Origin of the sequence: Geobacillus sp. FSL K6-0789, from assembly GCF_038593135.1 — a bacterium.
Classification (GTDB): domain Bacteria; phylum Bacillota; class Bacilli; order Bacillales; family Anoxybacillaceae; genus Geobacillus; species Geobacillus stearothermophilus.
Map to the genome: position 1 here is coordinate 1628148 of NZ_CP151966.1, position 22165 is coordinate 1650312.

A 22165-nucleotide genomic window follows, 5' to 3' on the forward strand; every position below is an offset into this window, starting at 1 on the left:
GTCCTTTTTGCATGACATTTGCTTTTTTCTACCGCGCTTCGCTTGGTGGCCCCGACGAGCGTCGCGAACAAAAGTTCGCAACCCTCGTCGGAGAATCATTCCTGAATGTCACCCACAAATATTTTACTCACACCGCCGATCTCATTCCACGGGATAACATGGCCCACGTGGTTCATGAGATGGTTGAACGCATCCCGATGGAGACGTTTCTTGCTTACTACAAAGGAGGGGGCGCCTCCGCCTATCATCCGAAAATGATGACCAAAATTCTCCTTTACGCTTACACCCAAAAAATGTATCATGGCCGTGAGATTGCACGGCAGCTCGAAGTCCACCTTCCCCTCATGTGGCTAAGTGGATTTCAAAAGCCGGACTTCCGCTCCATCAATCGGTTTCGTTCGGAGCGGATGAAAGACCTGATTGACGACCTGTTCCGGGAAATGATCACGCTGCTCGTGGCCGACGGCTATGTCAAGATGGAAGATTATTTTGTGGATGGAACGAAAATTGAAGCGAATGCCAACCGGTACACCTTCGTTTGGCGCAAATCGGCTGAGAAGTACCAGGAGAAACTCCAAGCCAATGTCGATCGGCTGATTGCCCAGATCGAGGCGATCGTGGAAGAAGAAAAGGCGGAAGACATCGACCCTTCGCCGGCCTTTACGTCAGAAGAAATCCGAAAGAAAACCGAGGAGTGGGAAAAACGGTTGGAGGCCGAGCCGGACAACCAACCGTTGAAGAAGGCCATCAAGAAGATGAAGGAGGACTACTTGCCCCGCAGTGAAAAGTATGAACACCAACTCCATGTATGCGGGGATCGCAACAGCTATTCCAAGACCGATGTGGATGCCACCTTCATGCGGTTGAAGGAGGATCACATGCGAAACGGCCAGCTCAAGCCGGCCTATAACGTACAGGTGGGTTCTTCCGGCCAATTTATTTTGGGGTATTCCCTTCATCAGAGGCCGGGCGACACTCGTTGTCTTCTCCCGCATTTGGAGACCGTTCGAGAGAAGTACGGCGTGGAACCCGAACGTTTGATCGCTGACGCGGCTTATGGCTCGGAAGAGAACTACGTGAAGCTGGAAGAGAAGCACATATCGGCCTTGATCAAGTACCATACGTATGAGAAGGAGAACACGCGCAAGGTCAAGAAAAATCCGCATCATCAGCAGAATTGGACCTATGTGGAAGAAGAAGACGTTTGGATTTGCGCCAATGGGAAAAAGCTGGTTCGCACCGGAACTTCGAAACAGACCACGGAATCAGGATACACCTCGGTCACCCGACACTACCAATGCCATGAATGCGAAGGATGTCCGTTCCGTTCGGCCTGCACGACTTCCAAGTATGGACGAACCACGCAATGGAACCCCATCTATCATGAACAAAAACAGAAAGCCCGCGAACGGTTGGAGAGTGAAGAAGGGCAAGCCCGATACCGCCAACGCCAAACCGACATTGAGAGTGTATTTGGGCAAATCAAACAAAATCGCGGGTTTCGTCGCTTTGTCCTGCGAGGCCTCCAAAAAGTTTCCATCGAATGGGGGCTGGTTTGTGCTGCCCACAATCTTCTCAAAAAAGCCGCTAGGGACAAGCAATTGTCCTTGGTGGCGTAAATGAGGGGGAGAACAGAGTCGGAATTTTGTTCCGTTTGGTAAAATATACAAAAACCAGAGAGGGCTGACTCCAAAAGTCCGCTTTTTGGCGGACTTTTGGGTCAGCCCCTTTTTTGTTTTTCACCGTTTTGCCACACTTTTGCCAAATAATGTTCACTGATCTTGGAAATGAAGTGATTTTTTGCACAGGGGAGGTCAAGGGCGGGTGGCTATAATGGTAAACGAATTTCTCACTGTAGAAGGAGGAGGGGCATGAAACAAACGGTCGTCATTTTTCTCATTAGCGCTTTGATCGGTTTGGCTGGCGGTTATTCGTATTTTCAGTTGGGAGGAACGAAAGGAGAGACGAATGCGACGCAGGCAGGAAAACAAGAGACGGCTCAATCGTCCCAACCATCAGCTTCGACAGAGGATGGGAAGGGGGCGGGCAAGACAAAAAACGCTAGTACGCAGGAAGGGACTATCCTGCAACAAAAAGGTTGTCTCTCTTGCCACTCTGTTTCCAAGCTTAACTTGCAAGGAGGGACGACCGGTCCGGATTTATCGAACGCTTATCGAGAAGTTGAGGGCAAACACGGCAAGCCGATTGAAGAGTTTTTAAAAGCGCCGACGTCTGCGGTGATGTCTGGGGTGATCAAATCGAATCCGCTGACAGATGAGGAGCGGGCCGAAATTATTGCTCTCTTAAAAGAAGCATCCGAAAAGTAAGAAACGATGGGAGGAGCGAGAGTGAAGAAAAAAGTGATTTCCGCGTTGTCAGGGTTGGCAGTTGGAGTGTTGGCGTCAACTGTCTTTTTCGGCAATTTTTCCACTCCTGATACCGTTTCGACTGCATCGGCCAAAACCGATGCGGAAAAAGTGTACGTTCCGTTTGGTGAAAAAGATGAATATTACTTGTTCGCCTCTGGTGGCCACTCGGGGCAAATGTTTATTTACGGGGTGCCGTCGATGCGGCGCATTCGCACGGTTCCTGTCTTTTCGCCCGATCCGGCGACCGGCTACGGCTGGGATACCCATTCGAAAAAAATGCTTGGCGGCTATACGTGGGGCGATTTGCATCATCCGGCTTTCTCGGAAACGAATGGAGAATATGACGGCAAGTATATGTTTGCGACCGATGTGGCGAACAGCCGGGCGGCAGTGATGGATTTGAAAACGTTTACAGTCAAAGACATGATCGAAGTCCCCAATACGAGCGGTCCGCACTGTGCCGCGTTTGTGACGGAGAATACCGAATACTTATTTTTGCCGACCCGATTTTCCGTTCCGCTCGGCCATCAGTACGCCTCGCTTGATGAGTATAGCGAAAAATACCGCGGTGTGATGAGTGCGGTCACGTTCGATGAAAAGGCGCAAAAGCTGCACATTGCCTATCAAGTTGCGTTGCCGCCGTGGTCGTACGATTTGTCCGATGCCGGGAAAAAAATCTCAAAAGATTGGGCCGTGCTGACAACGTACAATACGGAAGAAGCGACAACAAACTTGGAAATCAACGCGTCTCAAGAAGACCGCGACTTTATCGTGCTGTTTAACTGGAAAGAGCTTGAGAACATGGTGAAAGCGGGGAAATATGACAATGTCGGCGGTCAAAAAATGATCTTTCCGGAAAAGCATAAAGGGGGCATTTATTTAGTGCCGGTCGCCAAATCGCCGCATGGCGTCGATGTTACCCCAGACGGGAAATATTTCATCGCCTCCGGGAAGCTCGCCCCGTTGTTGACGGTATTTTCGTTTGAAAAGGCGTTTCAGGCGATTGAAAAGAAAGAGTTTGCCGGCGAGCGGAACGGCATCCCGATTTTGAAATACGAATCGGTGATGGAGCGGGAAGTCAATCCGGAAAACGCGCTTGGGCCGCTGCATACGCAGTTTGATGACAAAGGCATGGCGTATACGACGATGTTTATTTCGTCTGAAATTGTGAAATGGAATCCGGAAACCGGCGAAGTGCTTGACCGCGTTCCGGTTCAATATTCGCCAGGGCATGCCGTCGCGGCGGAAGGGGATACCGTATCTCCGGACGGCAAATATTTAGTGTCGCTCAACAAGTTGGCGAAAGACAGCTATTTATCGGTCGGGCCGTCCCACCCGGAATCGATGCAGCTCATTGACATTAGCGGTGACAAAATGAAAGTGATCCAATCGTCGCCGGTCGATCCGGAACCGCACTATGGGCAAATGATCAAGGCCGATAAAATTAAAACGATTGAAGTGTACCCGAAAGAGAACAACAATCCAGACGCTGTGTACAACCAAAAAGACGCCCGCATCGTCCGGAAAGGAAATGAGGTGCACGTCTACGGCATCGCAATGCGTTCGAAGTTTATTTTTGATGCCAATGCGAAGCGGCCGGACGTCATTGAAGTGAATGAAGGAGATAAAGTTGTCATCCACCTGACGAACCTTGACTTTGATGAGGACATTACCCATGGTTTTGCCATCAACCAGTATAACTTGAATATGGAAATTCAGCCGGGACAAACGAACACGATCGAGTTTACCGCCAATAAGCCGGGAACGTACCCGTTGTATTGCACGAACTTCTGTTCAGCGCTGCACCAAGAAATGACCGGGTATTTGTTGGTAAAGCCGAAACAATAAACCGAGGGGGCGGACGCGCCCCCCTGACTAACAAAAGAGGTGTGAAGAAAATGGCTGCAGCGAAACTGTCTCCGTTGTCTGCCGTCTTTGTCGGCGCGGCCGGAGGATTGCTGCTTTTGTCTTTAGCGTTTCCTTGGTGGGGGATGGATTTCATCGCTCCGCAATATCCGGAAGGATTAGAGATTATCGTTTATCCGAATCGGCTTGAAGGGGATATCGACATTATTAACGGACTCAATCACTATATCGGCATGAAGCCGTTTAGTGAAGAGAGCTTTCCGGAACTTGGCTATTTGTCCTACATCGTGATCGCTATGGCCATAGCGGCATTCATCATCGCGTTCACGAGAAGCAAAAGAGGGCTGTACGTGTTCATCGCCGCCTTTCTCATTGGCGGGGCGCTCGGTCTTTACGATATTCATCGCTGGCTCGCTGACTTTGGAACGAATTTAAACGATAACGCCCCGATCGATATCGATCCGTTTGTGCCGCCGATTTTCGGAGAAAACCGGATCGCCAACTTTACGACGTTCAGCTATTTTGCGACCGGTGCGTATCTCGTCGGTGCCGCGTTCGTTTGCCTGCTCGTTCCGCTATGGAAGGAGAGAAAAACATGAAGCGATGGCTGCTCATTTCCTTGTTCATTTTTTTCTTTTTCGATGTTCCGAAAGAAGCGGCTGCCGGCCAGACGCTGCAGCAACTGATTGACGCTGCTCCGGCTCACGGCACGATTCGCCTAACAGGCCAAACGTACATTGGCGATATTGTCATCGACAAACCGCTGACCATCATCGGCACAAAAGGCACGGTCATTCAAGGAAGCGGGCGCGGCAATGTGATTTCGATCAAAGCGCCGCATGTCACCATTACACATGTGACCGTCACGAACAGCGGAAAAAGCCGGAGCACGCAAGAGGAATACGCCGGCATCAAAGTTTATTCCGATTATAATACGCTAGAACACATAACGGTAAAACAATCGTTTCATGGCATTTACTTGAGTCAGGCGCATCACAACCGGATTGCCAACGTACGGGTGATCGGCGAACAAAACGGAGAAATCGCCGGACAAGGAAATGGGCTGCACATTTATTATTCTAATTTTAATGAGCTTGAACATAACACCATTATCGGAACGAGAGATGGCATCTTTTTTGACTACGCCAATCATAACGTCGCCAAAGGAAATGAAGTGTCTCACACCCGTTACGGGCTTCACTACATGTATTCGGATGATAACGCGTTTGATGACAATACGTTTATGCTTAATAACGGCGGGGCGGCGATCATGAACTCGAACCGGATTGTCCTGAAAAACAACCGCTTTTTCTTCAACAAAGGAATGCGCTCGTTTGGGTTGTTGCTGCAGATGGCAAATGACAACCGGATCATTGGCAATACGTTTTATCAAAACGAGCGGGGATTGTATATTGATCAGTCGAACGATAATTTTTTGCAGCGAAATGTCTTTTTGCAAAATGAGATCGGCATTGAGCTTTGGTCGAGTTCACAGCGGCAAACGTTTACGGAAAACCGGATTTGGAAAAATACGATTGCTGTCGCGCGCCTTGGCGGCGGGGACAGGAATAGGTGGGATTTTCGCGGGGTTGGCAACGACTGGGGCGGCGAAGCGGCGTTGCTTGATTTGAACCAAGATGGGAAAGGGGATTCCCCGTTTCGCTATGCGTCCTCCTTTCATAAGTTAGCGGAAGAAAATGAACTGGCGTATTTGTTTTTGTCGTCGCCGAGCTTAGGTGTCTATGAGGCGATCAACGAATGGCGGCAGACAGACGAAGTGATGGCGGTCGATCATGCGCCGCTTGTGAAAAAGACCATATCAGCCGGCTGGTGGTGGGGACTGCTCGGCTTTGGAGCCATCGCGGTGATCGTGCCGAAAAGGAGGATTCGGAGATGAGCTACATTTGGAAAGAATGGCTTGAGCTTTCGCGGGGGAAGGCGTTTTGGCTGTTTTTTCTGCTCGTTGTTGCCGCATCGCTTTCCGTATTGATGAGCGCAAAATCGTTGCCGGCTGAGCATGGACTGACTATTTTTTTGCAGATGCTGTTTGACATGAATGCGTACATCGTTCCGCTTCTTTGTTTATTTTTTGCTTCTTTTTCCGTCATGCAGGAGAAAGAGCAGCGGACGATGGTCATGATTGTCGTCAAAAGCGGGCCGCCTTGGATGTTTTTATGGAAAAAAAGCGCGGCGATCCAGCTCATTACAATGACGGTGCTTGTCATTTGGTACTTCGTTTTGATCATTCCGGCCAAGTTTTTATTTGTCTTTCATTTATCGTATTTTCTTTCTTTTTTGCTCGCCACGATGGTGCTTGTGTTTATTTTTAATCAAATTGGAATTTGGCTCGGTTTCGCGTGCAAGACGAAAATTCAGTTGATTGGCGCCAACTTGTTTGCCGCGTTCTTTTTCATTTATTTGTATGACTTTGCGCTGCTTTCTGTTTTGCCGTCGGTGACGTATGACAATGTGCATGTGTTCTCCTTCGTGTATTTTCTGCAGCCGCTTCATGCGCTCCGTTTTTACTTAGAGACGTCGCTCGGGATGTTCTCGCTCGATTATTTGTCGCGGACGATGAAAAAATTTTTCTCCTTCTCTCCCGGCGTCCTTGTTGCGCTCAATATCGCGGTCTGGGGGATGGGGGCGCTAGCGGCATCGATGCTGTGGAGCCGAAAGGGGGAAGAACGATGATTGAAGTGGCGGGATTGACAGTTTCGTACCGAAACAACAAAGTGCTTGATGATGTCCATCTTGTCATTCAGAAAGGGGAGCGGTGTGCTTTAGTCGGGCGAAACGGCGCCGGCAAGTCGACATTGATTCATAGCTTGCTGAACTTGCTTCCGGCAGCAAGCGGAACGGTGTATATTGACGGCATTGATCATCGGCGGCACGAGTGGAAAAAGAAAGTCGCCTATTTGCCGGAAAAGTTTCAGCTGTATCCTCAGTTAACGGGGGAGGAAAATGTCCGCTTTTTTGCCTCGTTGCACGGCGCGGTCGATGAAGAGCGGATCGAAGACGTTTTGCACACCGTCCGGTTATGGGAAGCGCGCCATATGAAAAGCAAGCAGTATTCGAAAGGGATGCTGCAGCGGCTCGGGCTTGCTATTATGCTGTACTACGATGCTGACTTGCTGATTTTAGACGAGCCGACAAGCGGGCTTGATCCGTTAGGAAGGGCGGACGTGCTGGCGATTTTACGCTCTTTGTCGAACAAAACGGTGTTGCTGTCGTCGCACCATATTGACGAAGTCAGGCAGCTTTGCACCCATGTCGCCTATTTGGAAAACGGGAAGATCACGAAATACCGAGTCGAAGATTTTGAGCTTAGCACACTGATGGAGGGAGAATAAAGTGAGGCAACAATGGATGATCGTGATGGCAGCGCTTCTCTTCTTGCTTGCCGGGTGTCAAGGAAACGATTGGACGGTGTCGGTGAAAACGACCCCTTTTTATAAGGAAGGGACGGCTTCTTCGTTTGCGGTCGCCATCCAAAAGGACGGGAAGCCGGCGGGTGGGCTTGAAGTGACGGCGGTCTTTGAGATGGCGAATATGGATCACGGGCAAACAGTCGTCCAATTGGCGGAGAAGGAACCCGGCCTTTATGAAGGGAACGTGCAGCTGCCGATGGACGGAGAATGGGACGCTTTGTTGCAAATCAAAGACGGCGATGAGACGGTCGAAAAGCTCGTTACCCTCAAGGTGAAGAAGCAAGACGTGGCAGCGATGATCAATGGCACCGCGATTACAGCGGCAGAAGTCAAGTTCTACCAAACACGCTGGCAAATTGAGATCTCTTCGGCCATGGAAGCGGTCAAAAAGCAGTATCGCGGCGAAGAGCTCAACGAGCGGCTCAGTTATTGGAAACGGCAGTTGAATGAGACGACTGAGCCCCGCTCCGCTGTTACCCGTCTCATTGAACTGCACTCGATGGCGCTGCTTGCCGAAGAAAAAGGCTATTCAGTAGATGAACCGGCCGTTGATCGTGAAGTGGAAAACAGAAAGCGGCAATACGAAGGGAGCGAAACCGCTCAAACACTCATCCGCCAATACGGTGAGGCGGCATTTTGGAAGCAAGAACGGCGGTATGTCCAGCTCGTTTTGTTGGCGCAAAACGTGTGGAACGACATGGTAGAACAAGTGAAAAATGAGCATCCGAATGTAACGGAGGCGGAGATGCGTTTTTTAGCGCAAAAGAAGTATGACGAGTTGCTCGTTTCCCAAATCGACTCTTTGTCCATTCAACTGTATCTTTCCGGACGATAGTTTAGAAACATTGCCTGATCGGAATGAAAGGCAATGTTTTTTTGTTGTTGATGAATGATTATGATCGTTTTAAATACTATTTTTGATTAATATTGAGTGATAATGAATGTTTTTGATTGATTTTTTCGTTGTCTTGGGATATGATAGAGTTGTAAGCGATATCCCCGATGATCGGAGGTGGGAGTGTGCTGACCGAAGAACGCCACCGCCTCATTTTGGACCTGTTGGCGCAAAAAGGAGTCATCAAGCTGCAAGAGCTCGTTGACGCGACCGGGGCGTCAGAGTCGACGATTCGCCGTGATTTGACACAGCTTGAGACCGAAAAGAAACTGCGCCGTGTGCACGGCGGGGCGGCCTTGTTGCAGCAGAAGCGCGAAGAGTTGAGCGTGTCGGAAAAATCGCTGAAATATATCGAAGAAAAGCGGCGGATCGCTGTCTATGCGTCCAGCTTGGTACAAAAAGGAAACTGCATCTATTTGGATGCGGGAACGACAACGTGGGAAATGATTCCGCATTTGGCTGGCAAAGAGGTCATTGTGGTGACGAACGGCGTGATGCATGTCGAGCGGCTGCTTGAGCATAACGTCACGACGTATTTGGTCGGCGGTATGATCAAGCCGAAGACGAAAGCGTTAATCGGGCGCGGCGCCATCGAGTCGCTGCGGCAGTACCGCTTCGACCAATGTTTCATCGGCGCAAACGGTGTTCATTACGACTATGGCTATACGACGCCGGACCCGGAAGAGGCGCTGGTGAAATATACGGCCATGCAGCTGGCGCAGCGTGCGTATGTGCTTGCAGACCATTCGAAGTTGAATGAAAGCGCGTTCGCAAAAATTGCGGATTTGTATGAAGCGGTGTTGATCACCGATGAATTGGATGAAGAGTGGAACGATTTGTATCGAACAAAAACAACAGTAGAGGTTGTGGCTCCATGATTTACACATGTACGTTAAATCCATCTGTTGATTATATCGTTCATCTCGATGAGCTTCATGTTGGCGAACTGAATCGCTCGGTGAAAACGTTCACATTTCCGGGCGGGAAAGGGATCAACGTGTCGCGTGTGTTGAAGCGCTTGGGTGTTGACAGCACGGCGCTTGGGTTTATCGGCGGATTTACCGGCGGGTTCATTGAAAGCGAACTTCGGAAAGAAGGCATTGCCTGCGATTTTGTTCATGTCCCAGGGCAAACGCGCATTAACGTCAAACTGAAAGCGGGGCGGGAGACGGAAATTAACGGCGAAGGCCCGGCGGTTGCCGATGACGATGCCGCGCAATTGATCGCGAAAATTGGAGCGCTTTCGGCCGGTGATGTGCTTGTTCTTGCTGGAAGCGCGCCGACGTCGCTGCCGGCGGACATGTACGAGCGATTAGCGGCTCGGGCGGTGAACCGTCGCGTTCGCCTTGTTGTCGACACGAGCGGTCCGGCGCTCGGGGCGTTGCTTGCGTGCCGCCCGTTTTTGGCTAAGCCGAACCATCATGAGCTGGCCGAACTGTTTGGTGTTGCGATGGTGACAAGAGAAGACATCGTGTTGTATGGCCGACGACTGGTGGAAAAGGGAGTGGAACATCTCATTGTGTCAATGGGCGGCGACGGGGCGTTTTACTTCAACGAGGAAACAGCGTTGTTTGCCGAAGCGCCGCAAGGAACGGTGAAAAATTCGGTCGGGGCGGGCGATTCAATGGTCGCTGGATTTTTGGCCGCTCAAGCGGATGGGAAATCGATTGAGGAAGCATTCGCTTACAGTGTCGCCGCTGGAAGCGCGACCGCGTTTTCGGAAGATTTGTGTACGAAAGAGGAAGTGGAAGCGCTCGTCGACCGCGTCCATATCGTGCATTTATAAAGAAAATAAAGGGGGATTGGGCCAATGAAGATTACAGATTTGTTGACAAAAGAAACGATGATTCTCGCGCTTCAAGCGAAGACAAAGGGCGAAGTCATTGATGAACTGGCTGAAAAGCTTGCCGAAGCGGGAGCGGTCAGCGATGTGGAAGTGTTTAAGCAAGCCATTTGGGCGCGGGAAAAACAAAGCACGACCGGCGTTGGCGACGGCATCGCCATTCCGCACGCCAAAACGGCGGCGGTCAAGCGCCCGGCGGTGGCGTTCGGCCGTTCAGTGGAAGGCATTGATTATGAGTCGCTCGATGGCAAGCCAAGCCATTTGTTTTTCATGATCGCCGCGCCAGAAGGCGGGGAGCAGATGCACCTTGAGGCGCTCGCCCGCTTGTCGTCGATGTTGATGGATGCATCGTTCCGTGCTCAGCTTGAAACCGCTTCAAGCGAGGAGGAGATTATCCGTTTGGTTGCCGCGAAAGAAAGCGAGCAAGAAGCTCCACAGCAAGCGGTGCAGGCAGGGAACGGGCGGAAAGTGCTGGCAGTAACCGCTTGTCCGACCGGAATCGCTCATACGTATATGGCCGCTGATGCACTGAAGGCGAAAGCAGCCGAAATGGGGGTATCCATCAAAGTCGAGACCAATGGCTCAGATGGAGTGAAAAACGCTCTCACCGCACAGGAGATTGAAGAAGCCGCGGCGATCATTGTCGCAGCCGATAAACAAGTCGACTTGGACCGTTTTGACGGGAAACCTGTCATCCAAGTGCCGGTCGCTCGTGCGATCCGCGAGCCGGAGAAGCTCATCGAGCAGGCGCTCCGCCAAGACGCGCCGATTTATCGGGCAGGCGGTGCGGCGCGGGGCAGCGTGGGGGCGGCGAAACCGCGCACCGGTTTTTACAAGCATTTGATGAACGGCGTATCAAATATGCTTCCGTTTGTCGTCGGCGGCGGGATTTTGATTGCCATTTCCTTCACGTTCGGCATTAAAGCGTTTGACCCGAACGATCCGTCGTATCATCCGTTTGCCAAACTGTTAATGGACATCGGCGGTGGCAATGCGTTCGCGTTGATGGTTCCTGTGCTGGCCGCATTCATCGCCATGAGCATTGCCGATCGACCAGGGTTTGCGCCGGGGATGGTCGGCGGCTTTCTGGCGGCGAACGGCGGCGCTGGGTTTTTGGGTGGATTGATTGCGGGCTTTTTGGCCGGGTATTTGGTCGTCGGGCTGCGGAAACTGTTCAGCCGCTTGCCGCAGTCGCTTGAGGGGATTAAACCGGTGCTGCTCTATCCGGTATTCGGCATTTTTCTCACCGGCGTCATCATGATGTATGTGGTCATCGATCCTGTCAAAGCGTTGAATGAAGGGTTGAAACATTGGCTTTCCGGCATGGGAACCGCGAACTTAGTGCTGCTTGGTGCGGTGTTGGGCGGCATGATGGCGGTTGATATGGGCGGACCGATCAACAAAGCGGCGTATACGTTTGGGCTGGCCATGATTGAAGCGGGCAACTATGCGCCGCATGCGGCCATTATGGCCGGCGGGATGGTGCCGCCGCTCGGATTGGCACTGGCGACGACATTCTTCAAGAAGAAGTTTACGAAAGCCGAGCGCGAGGCCGGCAAAACGTGCTATATTATGGGCGCTTCGTTCATCACGGAAGGGGCGATTCCGTTTGCGGCGGCCGATCCGGTGCGGGTCATTCCGTCGATTATCGTCGGCTCAGCTGTAGCCGGGGCGCTGACGATGCTGTTTGGCATCGGACTTCCGGCGCCGCACGGCGGAATTTTCGTCATCCCGATCGTCAAAGGCAGCGCATGGCTTTATATATTGGCTATTTTGATTGGTTCCATCGTGACCGCATTGATGGTCGGGCTGTGGAAAAAAGAAGTGGAAGAATAATAGAAGAAGAGGCGTTTCGCCAAAGGCGAAGCGCCTTTTTGATTTTTCTTACCAAATTTTCATGACAATGGCCATTTCTCATGGTAAAATGAACGGTTGTAAATGAGAGGAGAACCCATGATGAACACGTTTTTGCAGCTGAATACGATTTTTATCAGCATATTGATTGAATCGTTGCCGTTCGTCGTGCTCGGGGTGTTTGTTTCCGGAGTCATTCAAATGTTTGTCAGTGAAGAGGCCGTACAACGGTGGGTGCCGAAAAACCGCCTTTTGGCCATTGTTTATGCCACATTGCTTGGAGTGTTTTTCCCTTCATGCGAATGCAGCATCGTGCCGATCACCCGCCGTCTCGTCGCCAAGGGGGTGCCGCTTTACGCGGCCGTGCCGTTTATGTTAACGGCGCCCGTCATCAATCCGGTTGTGCTGTTTTCGACGTATATCGCTTTCGGAAGCAGTTGGACGATGGTATTGTGCCGGGCGCTGTTCGCTTGCGCCGTCGCCGTCACTGTCGGCGCCGTGATGGCGATTCGGCATGAAGGCAGCGAGTTGCGCCATGAACGGCGCGAGATGCCGATGATGCCCCGTACTTGGAAAGAGAAAATCGTTGGCACCCTGCGCCATACGATCGATGAATTTTTTGCGACCGGGAAGTATTTGATCATTGGGGCGTTCATTGCTTCGGCGATGCAAACGTATGTGAAAACGTCGGCGCTTGTGTCGATCGGCAATGGGAAAGTGGCGGCCTCTTTGGTCATGATGGCGCTCGCCTTCGTGCTGTCGCTCTGTTCCGAGGCGGACGCATTTATCGCCTCGTCGTTTCAAAGCACATTTCCGTTTCACGCGCTGGCAGCGTTTCTCGTTTACGGGCCGATGCTCGATGTGAAAAATACGCTCATGTTGTTTCAGTCATTCCGAGCCCGGTTTGTGTGGAAACTGATTTCCTATATCACGTTGTTTGTGTTTGCCGGATCGCTATTGATCTAGCAAGGAGGTGGCGGCATGATTCGCATGTATATTTTGCTTGGGTTTGCGTTTTTGTTTTTTCATTTATATATTACTGGAGAGTTGAGCAAATACATTAATATGCGGTATTCGTATATTTCGTTTAGTGCGATGTTTGTGTTTGCTTTTTTAACGATCGTGCAATTTGTGCTGGCAAGCCGCAACGAGGAACCGCACGATCATGGGGAAGAATGCTGCGGTCATCATCATGAGCCGTCCGCGCGCTGGAAGCGGGCGGTGAATTACCTTATTTTTGTTTTTCCGCTTGTTTCCGCCTTCTTGTTTCCCGTTGCGACGCTGGATTCTGAAGTCGTAAAGGCGAAAGGGATTCATGTTCCTGGGATGGCAGCTGACGGCAGCGATCCGTTTGCCCAGCGGCAGTTTTTGCGTCCGGATACGAGCATGTATTATGGGCGGGACGATTATCAAAATGCCATGGAAAAAGAGCTGAAAAAATATGGTCGTCTTGCTCGCTTGGAGTTGAATGATCAAAACTATTTAAATGCCATGGAAACGATTTATCAGTTTCCCGGTGCATTCGCCGCCCGCGACATTGAGTTCACCGGGTTTGTTTACCGTGAGGAAACGACGCGCGCCAATGAGGCGTTTCTCCTTCGCTTTGGAATCATTCATTGTGTTGCGGATTCAGGGGTGTACGGGCTGCTCCTTCAGTTTCCAAAGACGGTGCCGCTTCAAAATGATGAATGGATTCATGTGAAAGGTACGCTATCCACCATGTATTACCAGCCGTTTCATATGACGCTTCCGTATGTAAAAGTGACGTCATGGGAGAGGGTGGCCAAACCGAAGGAGCCGTACGTATACCGCCAATTCAATGAATAAGAGCGAGCCGCGGACTGGCTCGCTCTTTTGGATAAAGTTGCGCTCATTCCTTTTGCCGCGCTTGTTTCACCGTGGTGATTGCGCTTGTTTGGCTGAACGAATTGTCGAATGGGGAAAGGGCCGTCAACGCTTGGGCGGCATCGATCACCTCGCCGAGCTTCAAGCAAAGCAAGCGCTCCTCTTCCAATTCGCGCCGCCGCCATTCAGCCCATAGGCGGTCAAGCGCTTCTTTCGGCGTATCGTCGGCCAAGCGGAACGCCCCGTAATGCATCGGCACAAACAGGCGGGCCCGGCAGTCCAAAAACGCCTGCACCGCTTCTTCCGGGGTCGTGTGCTGCGGCCCCATGAACCATTCCGGTTCGTACGCGCCGATCGGCAAGAGCGCATAGTCGATGGAAAAGCGTTCGCCGATGTCGCGAAAGCCGCGGAAGTAGCCGCTGTCGCCGGCGAAGTAAATGGTGGGGGCGCCGTTTGATGTGATCACCCATCCGCCCCAATGCGACGTGTTCGTGTCCCACAGCGTCCGCCGCGTCCAATGTTGGGCGGGAACAAATGTGAGCGATACGCCGTGAAAGGAGGCCGTTTCCCACCATGACAGTTCGGTGACACGGCGATAGCCGCGGCGGCGGAACAAGCGGCCGAGCCCCTCGGGCACGAATATGTGCGGGTCACCGTGCAAACGGCGGAGGCTGCCGAAATGCAAATGGTCATAGTGGCCGTGGGAAATGAGCACAACGTCCACGGGCGGCATCTTGTCAAGCGGAACACCAGGAGCCGTCAAGCGTTTGGCCGCGCCCATCCGCTTCGCCCAAACCGGGTCGGTGACGATCGTGATGCCGTTCATTTGCACGACGAACGTCGAATGGCCGATCCAACAAAGCTGCGGCCGTCCGTTCGGATGATGAAGCCGGTTCCATTGCGGCGGCACGGCGTGCGGTACGACGTACGACAAGTCTTTTTGCTTTTGTTTCCGTTCCCGCTGCCAGCGGCGGAAATCGGTCCATGTTTTGTGCGTCGAGACGTTGTCGAGATTCGTGTATCGTTTCGGCACGGCAGTTTCACCCCAATGGACTTTGCTAGGAGACTCCCGTTTCCATGCAGGGATGGCAGGTGGGAGGCCGTTCCATATGCTATAATTAAATGGTAGCAAATTTTGCGTTGTTCTACAAAATATTTGTTCAGGAGGTGAAAGACTTGCTTCAATCTTTTTCACTTCGCACGACAAAGCGCGATGAAATGGTGGAGATTACGTCATTTGTCGAAGAAACGGTGCGCCAGTCCGGGGTAGAAGAGGGGGTGGCGATCGTTTATTGCCTGCACACGACAGCCGGCATCACGATTAACGAAAACGCGGATCCTGACGTGAAGCGCGATATGATGCGCCGCTTTGATGAAACGTACCCGTGGGAGCATCCGCTTGACCGCCATATGGAGGGAAACACGGCCGCTCATATGAAAGCGAGCACGGTCGGCGCGTCGCAACATGTTATCATTCATGAAGGCCGGCTGCTGCTTGGCCGTTGGCAAGGCATCTATTTTTGTGAATACGACGGGCCGCGCCAGCGGACGTTTTACGTGAAAGTGCTGAAAGGGTAGCAACCATAATTATATTATGTAAACAAAATAGCAGGAAAAAGCAATGGCAACACAGCGGCCGCAACGGTCTGGCCAGAATAAAGAGAAGGGAACGAAAAACCCGGGCCAACGTGTACCCGGGTTTTTCGAATGTCGAAAAAATCAAGCTGTTGAGAACAAGAAATATCTGTATCCTTACGCCGTCGTCGTTAAGATCAGCGGCCCGTTTTTCGTAATGGCGATCGTATGTTCATATTGCGCCGAATACGAGCCGTCAATGGTGCGCGCCGTCCAGCCGTTTGCGTCCATTTTGCTTTGCCATGCCCCCATGTTAACCATCGGCTCGATCGTAATGACCATCCCTTCCTTTAAGCGCATCCCTTTTCCTTTTTCACCAAAATGGGGAACGTACGGCTCTTCGTGAATCGTCGGCCCGATGCCATGCCCGGTGAAATCGCGTACGACGGAAAAGCCGTGCGCTTCGACGTACGTTTGAATGGCGTGGCCGATGTCGCCGATCCGATTGCCGAGAACGGCTTGCTCGATTCCTTTATAGAGCGACTGCTCGGTGACGTTAAGCAGTTTTTGCACGTCTTCACTGACGTCGCCGATGGCGTACGTCCAGGCGGAATCGGCGAGCGCTCCGCGCAAATTGACGACAAAATCGATCGTGACGATATCGCCTTCTTTCAGCGGCTCATTGCGCGGAAACCCGTGGCAAATTTCATCGTTAATGGAAGCGCATGTCGCATACGGATAGCCGCGGTATCCTTTTTGTTCCGGTTTGGCGCCGTATTTGGCCAAAAACGTTTCAACGAACCGGTCGATTTCCATCGTTGTGACGCCCGGTCCGATGCGTTTGGCGATCTCTTGATGACAGGCGGCCAAGAGTTTCCCCGCCTCACGCATCAACTGAATTTCTCGTTCCGTTTTGACGTGAATCATGCAACTGTCTCCTTTTCCTTTGGTATGTTTCCATCCTATAGTATTGTAACAAAAACGCCAGTGGTGATAAACTGTCGGGAACATAGGACAAAGAAAAAGGACACCCGAACAGGCATCCTTTGTTTCGCTGGTTATTGTCTTCCCCCGGTTTGGCCGCGGCGTTTACAAGACGGCAAACAACTGCTTTTCTTTATCGGAAATCGTGGATAGGGATGGGGACGGAGCGAGCGGCAAATAAATCGATACCGTCGTTCCTTTATGTATTTCGCTTTCAATTCGAATTGTTCCGTTCATTGATTCGACAATGCGATAGACGACCATCATTCCGAGCCCCGTGCCTTTGACGCCTTTCGTCGTAAAATACGGTTCGCCAAGCCGTTCGAGCTGTTCTTTCGTCATACCAACGCCGGTATCAGCGATGCGGATGAGCACACGTCCGTTGTCAATGGAGACGTATACTTGCAACGTCCCGCCGTTAGGCATCGCTTCGATGGCGTTTTTCATTACGTTGAGCAAACATTGACGGAATTTTTCGCGCTCACCGATGACGGAAAATGGGGCAAGCGTCGCTTGAATATCGACGCAGCTCATATTGGCGAGCGGACGGATGATGTCGATGGCCCGCTTCACTTCCAGTTTGACGTTCAGCTTTTCCGGCATCTCCGGGGCCGGCTTGGCAAACGTCAAGTAATCGGTGATGATCGCTTCAGCTCGGTCAAGCTCCTCAATGGCGATGCGCGCATACTGGCGTCGTTTGTCGGCAGCGAGCGGCTGCTCTTCGATCAGTTGGATAAACCCACGCGCCGCGGTGAGTGGATTGCGTATTTCATGAGAGATGGAAGCAGCTAAATGGGTGACGGCTTCCATTTTCTCGGCGCGAATCACTCGTTTGCGCAGCGCGATGTTATGGTGCACCATTTCCTGAAACGAACAAACGATGAGCATGCTGATGGGCTGTACAAACAAAAAGATAAGCGCAACGGAAGGCGGAGGAGAAACCGCAGCAGCCATCCACTCCGCTATGGCGACGGTCAATAGGCCAGAGCCGAAGCTGAGCGATGCAGCGAACAGCGTGCGCTGTTTGGTTGGCAGCTCGACAAACCGTTTTGTCAATAAACTGCTTGTTGCAGCGATGGCGATGGAAACGACGACGGTGACGAAGACGCCAGCTCCGCCGAACAGCGAGCGGTAGGCGATCGCCGTAAACGCTAAAACCGTCGCCGCCCCCGCTCCGCCGTACAAACCGCCAAGCCACAGAGGAATTTGCTGCAAGTCGAAGATGAAATTGCTCTCTGTTCCGACCGGAAGAGTGATGCATAGGACGATTACAATGGCGTAACAAGCGGTCGGCAAATACAGGCGGAGGCGCTTTGGCCCTTTTTCTTGCTCCGTCCATAGCGGGACAAGAAACACCGGCAGGAGAATAAAAAACAAGTTCAGCAAAAAGTCTTTGAAAATATTCAGCATCGCGGCACCTTCTTTCCCATCGTCAAGATGCATAACCAGAATTTCTACAAAAACCGTGAATATATTACATTGTAACCGGAACATCACGGGTCTGTTAAGGTGAAATCGATAGTCTTTTTTTGCTATAAATCTCGTTTTTTCGACAGATATAGGCAAAAAGAACTGTTTTGTTCTTAGTCAAAAATTCCCTTTCGTTTTTTGGGATTATTCTATAATATTTTAATTGTATATATTTTCTATCAACATTTTATTTGATATGGAGGGGTGTTTTTGAAGAAACGGTCGATCACATCACTTGTTGCTGCGCTGTCGCTTGGAATGGGCCTATGGGCAGTGCCGGCGGCTACCCCGCAGGCCGCCAATTCGGGAGCACCTTTGGCAGCCAGGCACGGCGGTCCGGTCGATTTGGCGGTGGCGAATGAAGAGAAGCTGGCGGAGATGTTGAAAAAAAGCGGCAAGCTTCGCGCTGACGCCACCCCAGCTGAGGCGGAAGCAGCGGTGCGCGCCTATTTAAAACAAAAGGCGGCCCACACTTCGAAAGAAAAAGGAGAATTGCACGAATACGAGGCAAAGCGGGCTGATGTGCTGCGCGAGAAGGGGCAGAAAAACAGTATTTTGAATGGGAAAGGAAAAAAGCTTGGCCAGACGAAAAAAGATTCCGTTCCGTCTGTCAAGCCAGAGGCATGGAACGGTGGCAAGCGGGTGGACCGCGTGCTCGTTTTGCTCATTGAATACCCGGATTTTCCGCACAACCGCATTCAACCGAATGAGACGGATATGTATTATAAAGATTATACCCGTGAACATTATGAAGACATGATTTTCGGCGGGGATGACGGCTATTACGCAGGACCGAACGGAGAAAAACTCATCTCGGTGAAAAAAAGTATTATGAAGAGCAATCAGGCGGCAGCTATTCGATCGAAGGAAAAGTGGCGGGCTGGTATCAGGCGAAGTATCCGGCTAAATACTATGGCGGCAACGTGCCGACCCCGGATGGCAATGACGCCAATCCGCGGGCGCTTGTGCGCGAGGCGCTGGCGGCGGCTGCGAAAGACCCGAGCATCAATTTGCGCGAGTTTGACCGAGAGGATCGGTATGATTTGGATGGCGACGGCAACTACCGCGAGCCGGACGGCTTGATCGATCATTTGATGATCATCCACTCGAGCGTCGGTGAAGAGGCGGGCGGCGGTTCGCTCGGCGGCGACGCGATTTGGTCGCACCGCTGGAATTTAGGATCGGTCTATCGCATCCCGAACACAACAACCGATGTGCCGTATTGGCGCGGCCAGCTGGCGGCGTACGACTACACAATCGAACCGGCCGATGGGGCGGCAGGGGTGTTTGCCCATGAATACGGCCACGATTTAGGGCTGCCGGATGAATATGATACGATTTACTCCGGCTTGGGCGAGCCCATTGCCTATTGGTCGATTATGTCCAGCGGGAGTTGGGCGGGGCGCATTCCGGGCACGGAGCCGACCGGCTTCAGCGCCTGGGCGAAACAGTTTTTGCAGTCGACCATGCCCGGCAGCAACTGGCTGAGCGGAACGACCGTTGAGTGGAACGAAGTAACGCCAAACGGTGTTGAAGTCGTGCTCGATGAAGCGAACACGAAAGGGACGAACAACGATGCCGTGCGCATCAACTTGCCGGACAAAGAAACGGTCATCACGACCCCGCCAAGCGGTGTGTACGCCTATTTCTCTGGAAGCGGAAACAACTTAGATCATACGATGGCAACGACGATCGATTTGACGAAAGCGTCCAAGGCGATGCTGGCATTTGATACATGGTATGCGATTGAGAAAGATTGTGATTACGGGGCGGTGGAAGTAAAACCGCATGGCAGCAACGAATGGACAACAATTCAAGGAAACATTACAACGACCGACAATCCGTACGGGCAAAACCCTGGCAACGGCATTACCGGTACGTCAAACGGCTGGGTGAAGGCGGAATTTGACTTGTCGGCCTATGCAGGACAAACGATTGACCTTCGCTTCCATTATATCACTGATGTAGCGGTGTCGGAAGCTGGCTGGTATGTTGACAACATTCAAGTGACGGCAGATGGAACAATCGCGCTCACAGACGATGCAGAGGGCGACAGCGCTTTCGCGTTGGACGGTTTTGCGAAAAGCGACGGCATCGCGCGCTCGAAGCATTATTATTTGCTTGAATGGCGCAACCACCGCGGCGTCGATGAAGGGCTCGCCCATATTTTGCGCGGCGACCGGCTTCTTTCGTACGATCCAGGGCTTGTCGTCTGGTATGTGGATGAAGGCTATGACAACAACTGGACGGGCGTCCATCCGGGCGAAGGGTTTCTTGGCGTTGTGGATGCCGACCAGCATACGTTAAAATGGTCGGGCAATACGACAGCGTCGACTCGCTATCAAGTGCACGATGCGGCGTTCAGCCTGCAAAAAGGAGCCCCATTCCGCGTGGCAATCAATGGCTCACAGCTGATCGACAACGATACATCGCCGACGCCGGTGTTTGACGACAGCCGGTCGTATGACAATAAAGGGGCCGTCGACGCCGGCCGGAACGTGCCCAACTATGGCCTAAAAATCCGCGTCATCGGTGAAAGCGCTGACTGCACGGCAGCGCGTGTGTTGATCCACCGCTGACCACCTCCAAAGGCGCACGGAACATTTCCGTGCGCTGAACATTTATCTTAATTAGGCGAGAAGACTCCCACTTCAACGAAGCGAAGCGGAGTAAGTGGGAGATGAATCGCCTTAACTATATTTTGCTGAAAATAGGATAGATTCAGTAAAATATAGTATAATATAGTTAGATGGGAGGTGAAAAAATGTATTTTTGTATCAAACAACAGCTAAATGGTTTGACCAAAGAAGAATACTTGACTCTTCGAGAACTGTGCCATATTGCCAAGAACATGTACAACGTCGGATTGTACAATGTCAGACAATACTATTTTGAACACAAGGAATTTCTTAATTATGAGAAAAATTATCATCTTGCAAAAACTAACGAAAACTATAAGCTGTTAAACAGCAACATGGCACAGCAAATTTTAAAAAAGGTCAATGAAGCCTTTAAATCTTTCTTTGGTTTGATCAGTCTTGCCAAACAAGGAAAATATGACCACAAGGCTATCAGTATTCCAAAATATCTTAAAAAAGATGGCTTTCATTCACTGATCATTGGCCAGATTCGTATAGACGGCAACAAATTCACGATACCGTATTCTCGCCTATTTAAAAAGACTCACAAGCCTATCACGATAACGATTCCGCCTGTGTTACTGGACAAAAAGATTAAGCAGATTGAAATCATTCCTAAGCATCATGCCAGGTTCTTTGAGATTCAGTACAAATATGAAATGCCTGAAGATCAAAGAGAATTAAACGACCAAAAAGCACTGGCAATTGATTTAGGATTAAACAATCTTGCCACTTGTGTCACATCAGACGGCAGATCATTCATCATTGATGGGCGGAGATTAAAAAGTATAAATCAATGGTTTAACAAAGAAAATGCCAGACTTCAAAGCATAAAAGATAAGCAAAAAATCAAAGGCACCACTCGTAAACAGGCTTTGCTTGCTATGAATCGCAATAATAAAGTGAATGATTATATCAACAAGACTTGCCGTTACATCATTAACTACTGTATTGAAAATCAAATTGGCAAACTTGTCATTGGCTATGCGGAAACATGGCAACGCAATATGAATCTAGGAAAAAAGACAAATCAAAACTTTGTCAATATTCCTCTCGGTAACATAAAAGAAAAACTAGAATATCTTTGTGAATTTTACGGCATTGAATTCTTGAAACAGGAAGAATCCTATACGTCTCAAGCCAGCTTTTTTGACGGCGATGAGATTCCTGAATATAATGCCGACAATCCAAAAGAATATAAGTTCAGCGGCAAACGTATTAAGCGCGGCTTGTATCGAACAAAGTCTGGCAAACTAATTAATGCTGATGTCAATGGCGCATTAAACATCTTAAAGAAAAGTAAAGCTGTAGACCTGAGTGTCTTATGCTCTAGCGGCGAAGTGGACACGCCTCAAAGAATAAGGATTGCTTGAAGCAGTCAAACTTCTTTGGAAGCC

Annotated in this window: 18 protein-coding genes and 1 pseudogene; 16 read left to right on the forward strand and 3 right to left on the reverse strand. The window is 50.9% G+C overall.

The window, feature by feature from the left end; translation table 11 throughout:
- Window positions 1-101 precede the first annotated feature (101 nt).
- The 13 genes from NSQ51_RS08515 to NSQ51_RS08575 all read left to right on the forward strand — a co-directional run bounded on the left by NSQ51_RS08515 (window position 102) and on the right by NSQ51_RS08575 (window position 14082).
- Entirely contained in the window at window positions 102-1619 is a 1518-nt protein-coding gene (locus tag NSQ51_RS08515) for an IS1182 family transposase (protein ID WP_339240708.1), read from the forward strand.
- Window positions 1620-1871: 252 nt separating this feature from the next.
- The gene (locus tag NSQ51_RS08520) at window positions 1872-2327 is read left to right on the forward strand and encodes a cytochrome C (protein ID WP_121650120.1); all 456 of its coding nucleotides are present in this window, start codon (window positions 1872-1874) and stop codon (window positions 2325-2327) included.
- Window positions 2328-2348: 21 nt separating this feature from the next.
- Window positions 2349-4217 carry a Sec-dependent nitrous-oxide reductase gene (gene nosZ, locus NSQ51_RS08525; RefSeq protein ID WP_049626714.1) on the forward strand — a complete coding sequence of 623 codons (1869 nt, stop codon included), beginning with the start codon at window positions 2349-2351 and terminating at the stop codon, window positions 4215-4217.
- 50 nt (window positions 4218-4267) lie between these two features.
- Window positions 4268-4834 carry a hypothetical protein gene (locus tag NSQ51_RS08530; RefSeq protein WP_042382788.1) on the forward strand — a complete coding sequence of 189 codons (567 nt, stop codon included), beginning with the start codon at window positions 4268-4270 and terminating at the stop codon, window positions 4832-4834.
- The gene (locus NSQ51_RS08535; protein WP_049625247.1) at window positions 4831-6132 is read left to right on the forward strand and encodes a nitrous oxide reductase family maturation protein NosD; all 1302 of its coding nucleotides are present in this window, start codon (window positions 4831-4833) and stop codon (window positions 6130-6132) included. The genes NSQ51_RS08530 and NSQ51_RS08535 overlap by 4 nt, the downstream gene beginning before the upstream one ends.
- A complete protein-coding gene (locus tag NSQ51_RS08540) occupies window positions 6129-6926 on the forward strand; it encodes an ABC transporter permease subunit (RefSeq protein ID WP_049625248.1) in 798 nt (265 codons plus the stop codon). Before NSQ51_RS08535 ends, NSQ51_RS08540 begins: the two co-directional genes overlap by 4 nt.
- Complete coding sequence (locus NSQ51_RS08545) at window positions 6923-7585, forward strand: ABC transporter ATP-binding protein (protein WP_049626713.1); 663 nt, start codon at window positions 6923-6925, stop codon at window positions 7583-7585. The genes NSQ51_RS08540 and NSQ51_RS08545 overlap by 4 nt, the downstream gene beginning before the upstream one ends.
- A gap of 1 nt (window position 7586) precedes the next feature.
- Window positions 7587-8498 (forward strand): FixH family protein, encoded by a 912-nt coding sequence (locus NSQ51_RS08550; protein WP_225995627.1) that lies wholly within the window; start codon window positions 7587-7589, stop codon window positions 8496-8498.
- Window positions 8499-8683: 185 nt separating this feature from the next.
- Window positions 8684-9436 (forward strand): DeoR/GlpR family DNA-binding transcription regulator, encoded by a 753-nt coding sequence (locus tag NSQ51_RS08555; protein WP_033017022.1) that lies wholly within the window; start codon window positions 8684-8686, stop codon window positions 9434-9436.
- Window positions 9433-10344, forward strand: a complete 912-nt coding sequence (gene pfkB / locus NSQ51_RS08560) for a 1-phosphofructokinase (RefSeq protein ID WP_033017020.1) — start codon at window positions 9433-9435, stop codon at window positions 10342-10344. Before NSQ51_RS08555 ends, pfkB begins: the two co-directional genes overlap by 4 nt.
- A 24-nt stretch (window positions 10345-10368) precedes the next feature.
- Window positions 10369-12237 (forward strand): PTS fructose transporter subunit IIABC, encoded by a 1869-nt coding sequence (locus tag NSQ51_RS08565; protein WP_121650119.1) that lies wholly within the window; start codon window positions 10369-10371, stop codon window positions 12235-12237.
- 117 nt (window positions 12238-12354) lie between these two features.
- Window positions 12355-13221, forward strand: a complete 867-nt coding sequence (locus tag NSQ51_RS08570) for a permease (RefSeq protein ID WP_033017017.1) — start codon at window positions 12355-12357, stop codon at window positions 13219-13221.
- 15 nt (window positions 13222-13236) lie between these two features.
- Window positions 13237-14082, forward strand: coding sequence for a TIGR03943 family protein (locus NSQ51_RS08575; protein ID WP_033017016.1), 846 nt, complete (start codon window positions 13237-13239; stop codon window positions 14080-14082).
- Window positions 14083-14125: 43 nt separating this feature from the next.
- Here the strand turns inward: NSQ51_RS08575 and NSQ51_RS08580 are convergent, their stop codons facing one another.
- Window positions 14126-15133, reverse strand: coding sequence for an MBL fold metallo-hydrolase (locus NSQ51_RS08580; RefSeq protein WP_033017014.1), 1008 nt, complete (start codon window positions 15131-15133; stop codon window positions 14126-14128).
- A 143-nt stretch (window positions 15134-15276) separates the two neighbouring features.
- Between NSQ51_RS08580 and NSQ51_RS08585 the strand changes: the two genes are divergently transcribed.
- Entirely contained in the window at window positions 15277-15678 is a 402-nt protein-coding gene (locus tag NSQ51_RS08585) for a secondary thiamine-phosphate synthase enzyme YjbQ (RefSeq protein ID WP_033017027.1), read from the forward strand.
- A gap of 174 nt (window positions 15679-15852) precedes the next feature.
- Here the strand turns inward: NSQ51_RS08585 and map are convergent, their stop codons facing one another.
- Together map and NSQ51_RS08595 are read right to left on the reverse strand one after the other, a co-directional pair.
- Window positions 15853-16602, reverse strand: a complete 750-nt coding sequence (gene map, locus NSQ51_RS08590; protein WP_033017013.1) for a type I methionyl aminopeptidase — start codon at window positions 16600-16602, stop codon at window positions 15853-15855.
- A 162-nt stretch (window positions 16603-16764) separates the two neighbouring features.
- On the reverse strand, window positions 16765-18069 hold the full coding sequence (locus NSQ51_RS08595) for an ATP-binding protein (RefSeq protein WP_033017012.1): 1305 nt from the start codon (window positions 18067-18069) through the stop codon (window positions 16765-16767).
- 270 nt (window positions 18070-18339) lie between these two features.
- On the opposite strand from NSQ51_RS08595, the pseudogene NSQ51_RS08600 reads away from it, so the two are divergent.
- Window positions 18340-20708: pseudogene (locus NSQ51_RS08600) on the forward strand (immune inhibitor A domain-containing protein).
- Window positions 20709-20893: 185 nt separating this feature from the next.
- On the forward strand, window positions 20894-22141 hold the full coding sequence (locus tag NSQ51_RS08605) for an RNA-guided endonuclease TnpB family protein (RefSeq protein ID WP_047817673.1): 1248 nt from the start codon (window positions 20894-20896) through the stop codon (window positions 22139-22141).
- Window positions 22142-22165: the final 24 nt, after the last annotated feature.

What these genes read in the sequence shown, in the direction of transcription:
- NSQ51_RS08575 (WP_033017016.1), top strand. Translation starts at nt 13,237, where the DNA reads ATGATTCGCATGTATATTTTGCTTGGGTTTGCGTTTTTGTTTTTTCAT.
- NSQ51_RS08520 (WP_121650120.1), top strand. Translation starts at nt 1,872, where the DNA reads ATGAAACAAACGGTCGTCATTTTTCTCATTAGCGCTTTGATCGGTTTG.
- NSQ51_RS08540 (WP_049625248.1), top strand. Translation starts at nt 6,129, where the DNA reads ATGAGCTACATTTGGAAAGAATGGCTTGAGCTTTCGCGGGGGAAGGCG.
- NSQ51_RS08530 (WP_042382788.1), top strand. Translation starts at nt 4,268, where the DNA reads ATGGCTGCAGCGAAACTGTCTCCGTTGTCTGCCGTCTTTGTCGGCGCG.
- map (WP_033017013.1), bottom strand. Translation starts at nt 16,602, where the DNA reads ATGATTCACGTCAAAACGGAACGAGAAATTCAGTTGATGCGTGAGGCG.
- NSQ51_RS08535 (WP_049625247.1), top strand. Translation starts at nt 4,831, where the DNA reads ATGAAGCGATGGCTGCTCATTTCCTTGTTCATTTTTTTCTTTTTCGAT.
- NSQ51_RS08595 (WP_033017012.1), bottom strand. Translation starts at nt 18,069, where the DNA reads ATGCTGAATATTTTCAAAGACTTTTTGCTGAACTTGTTTTTTATTCTC.
- NSQ51_RS08565 (WP_121650119.1), top strand. Translation starts at nt 10,369, where the DNA reads ATGAAGATTACAGATTTGTTGACAAAAGAAACGATGATTCTCGCGCTT.
- pfkB (WP_033017020.1), top strand. Translation starts at nt 9,433, where the DNA reads ATGATTTACACATGTACGTTAAATCCATCTGTTGATTATATCGTTCAT.
- NSQ51_RS08605 (WP_047817673.1), top strand. Translation starts at nt 20,894, where the DNA reads ATGTATTTTTGTATCAAACAACAGCTAAATGGTTTGACCAAAGAAGAA.
- NSQ51_RS08545 (WP_049626713.1), top strand. Translation starts at nt 6,923, where the DNA reads ATGATTGAAGTGGCGGGATTGACAGTTTCGTACCGAAACAACAAAGTG.
- NSQ51_RS08570 (WP_033017017.1), top strand. Translation starts at nt 12,355, where the DNA reads ATGATGAACACGTTTTTGCAGCTGAATACGATTTTTATCAGCATATTG.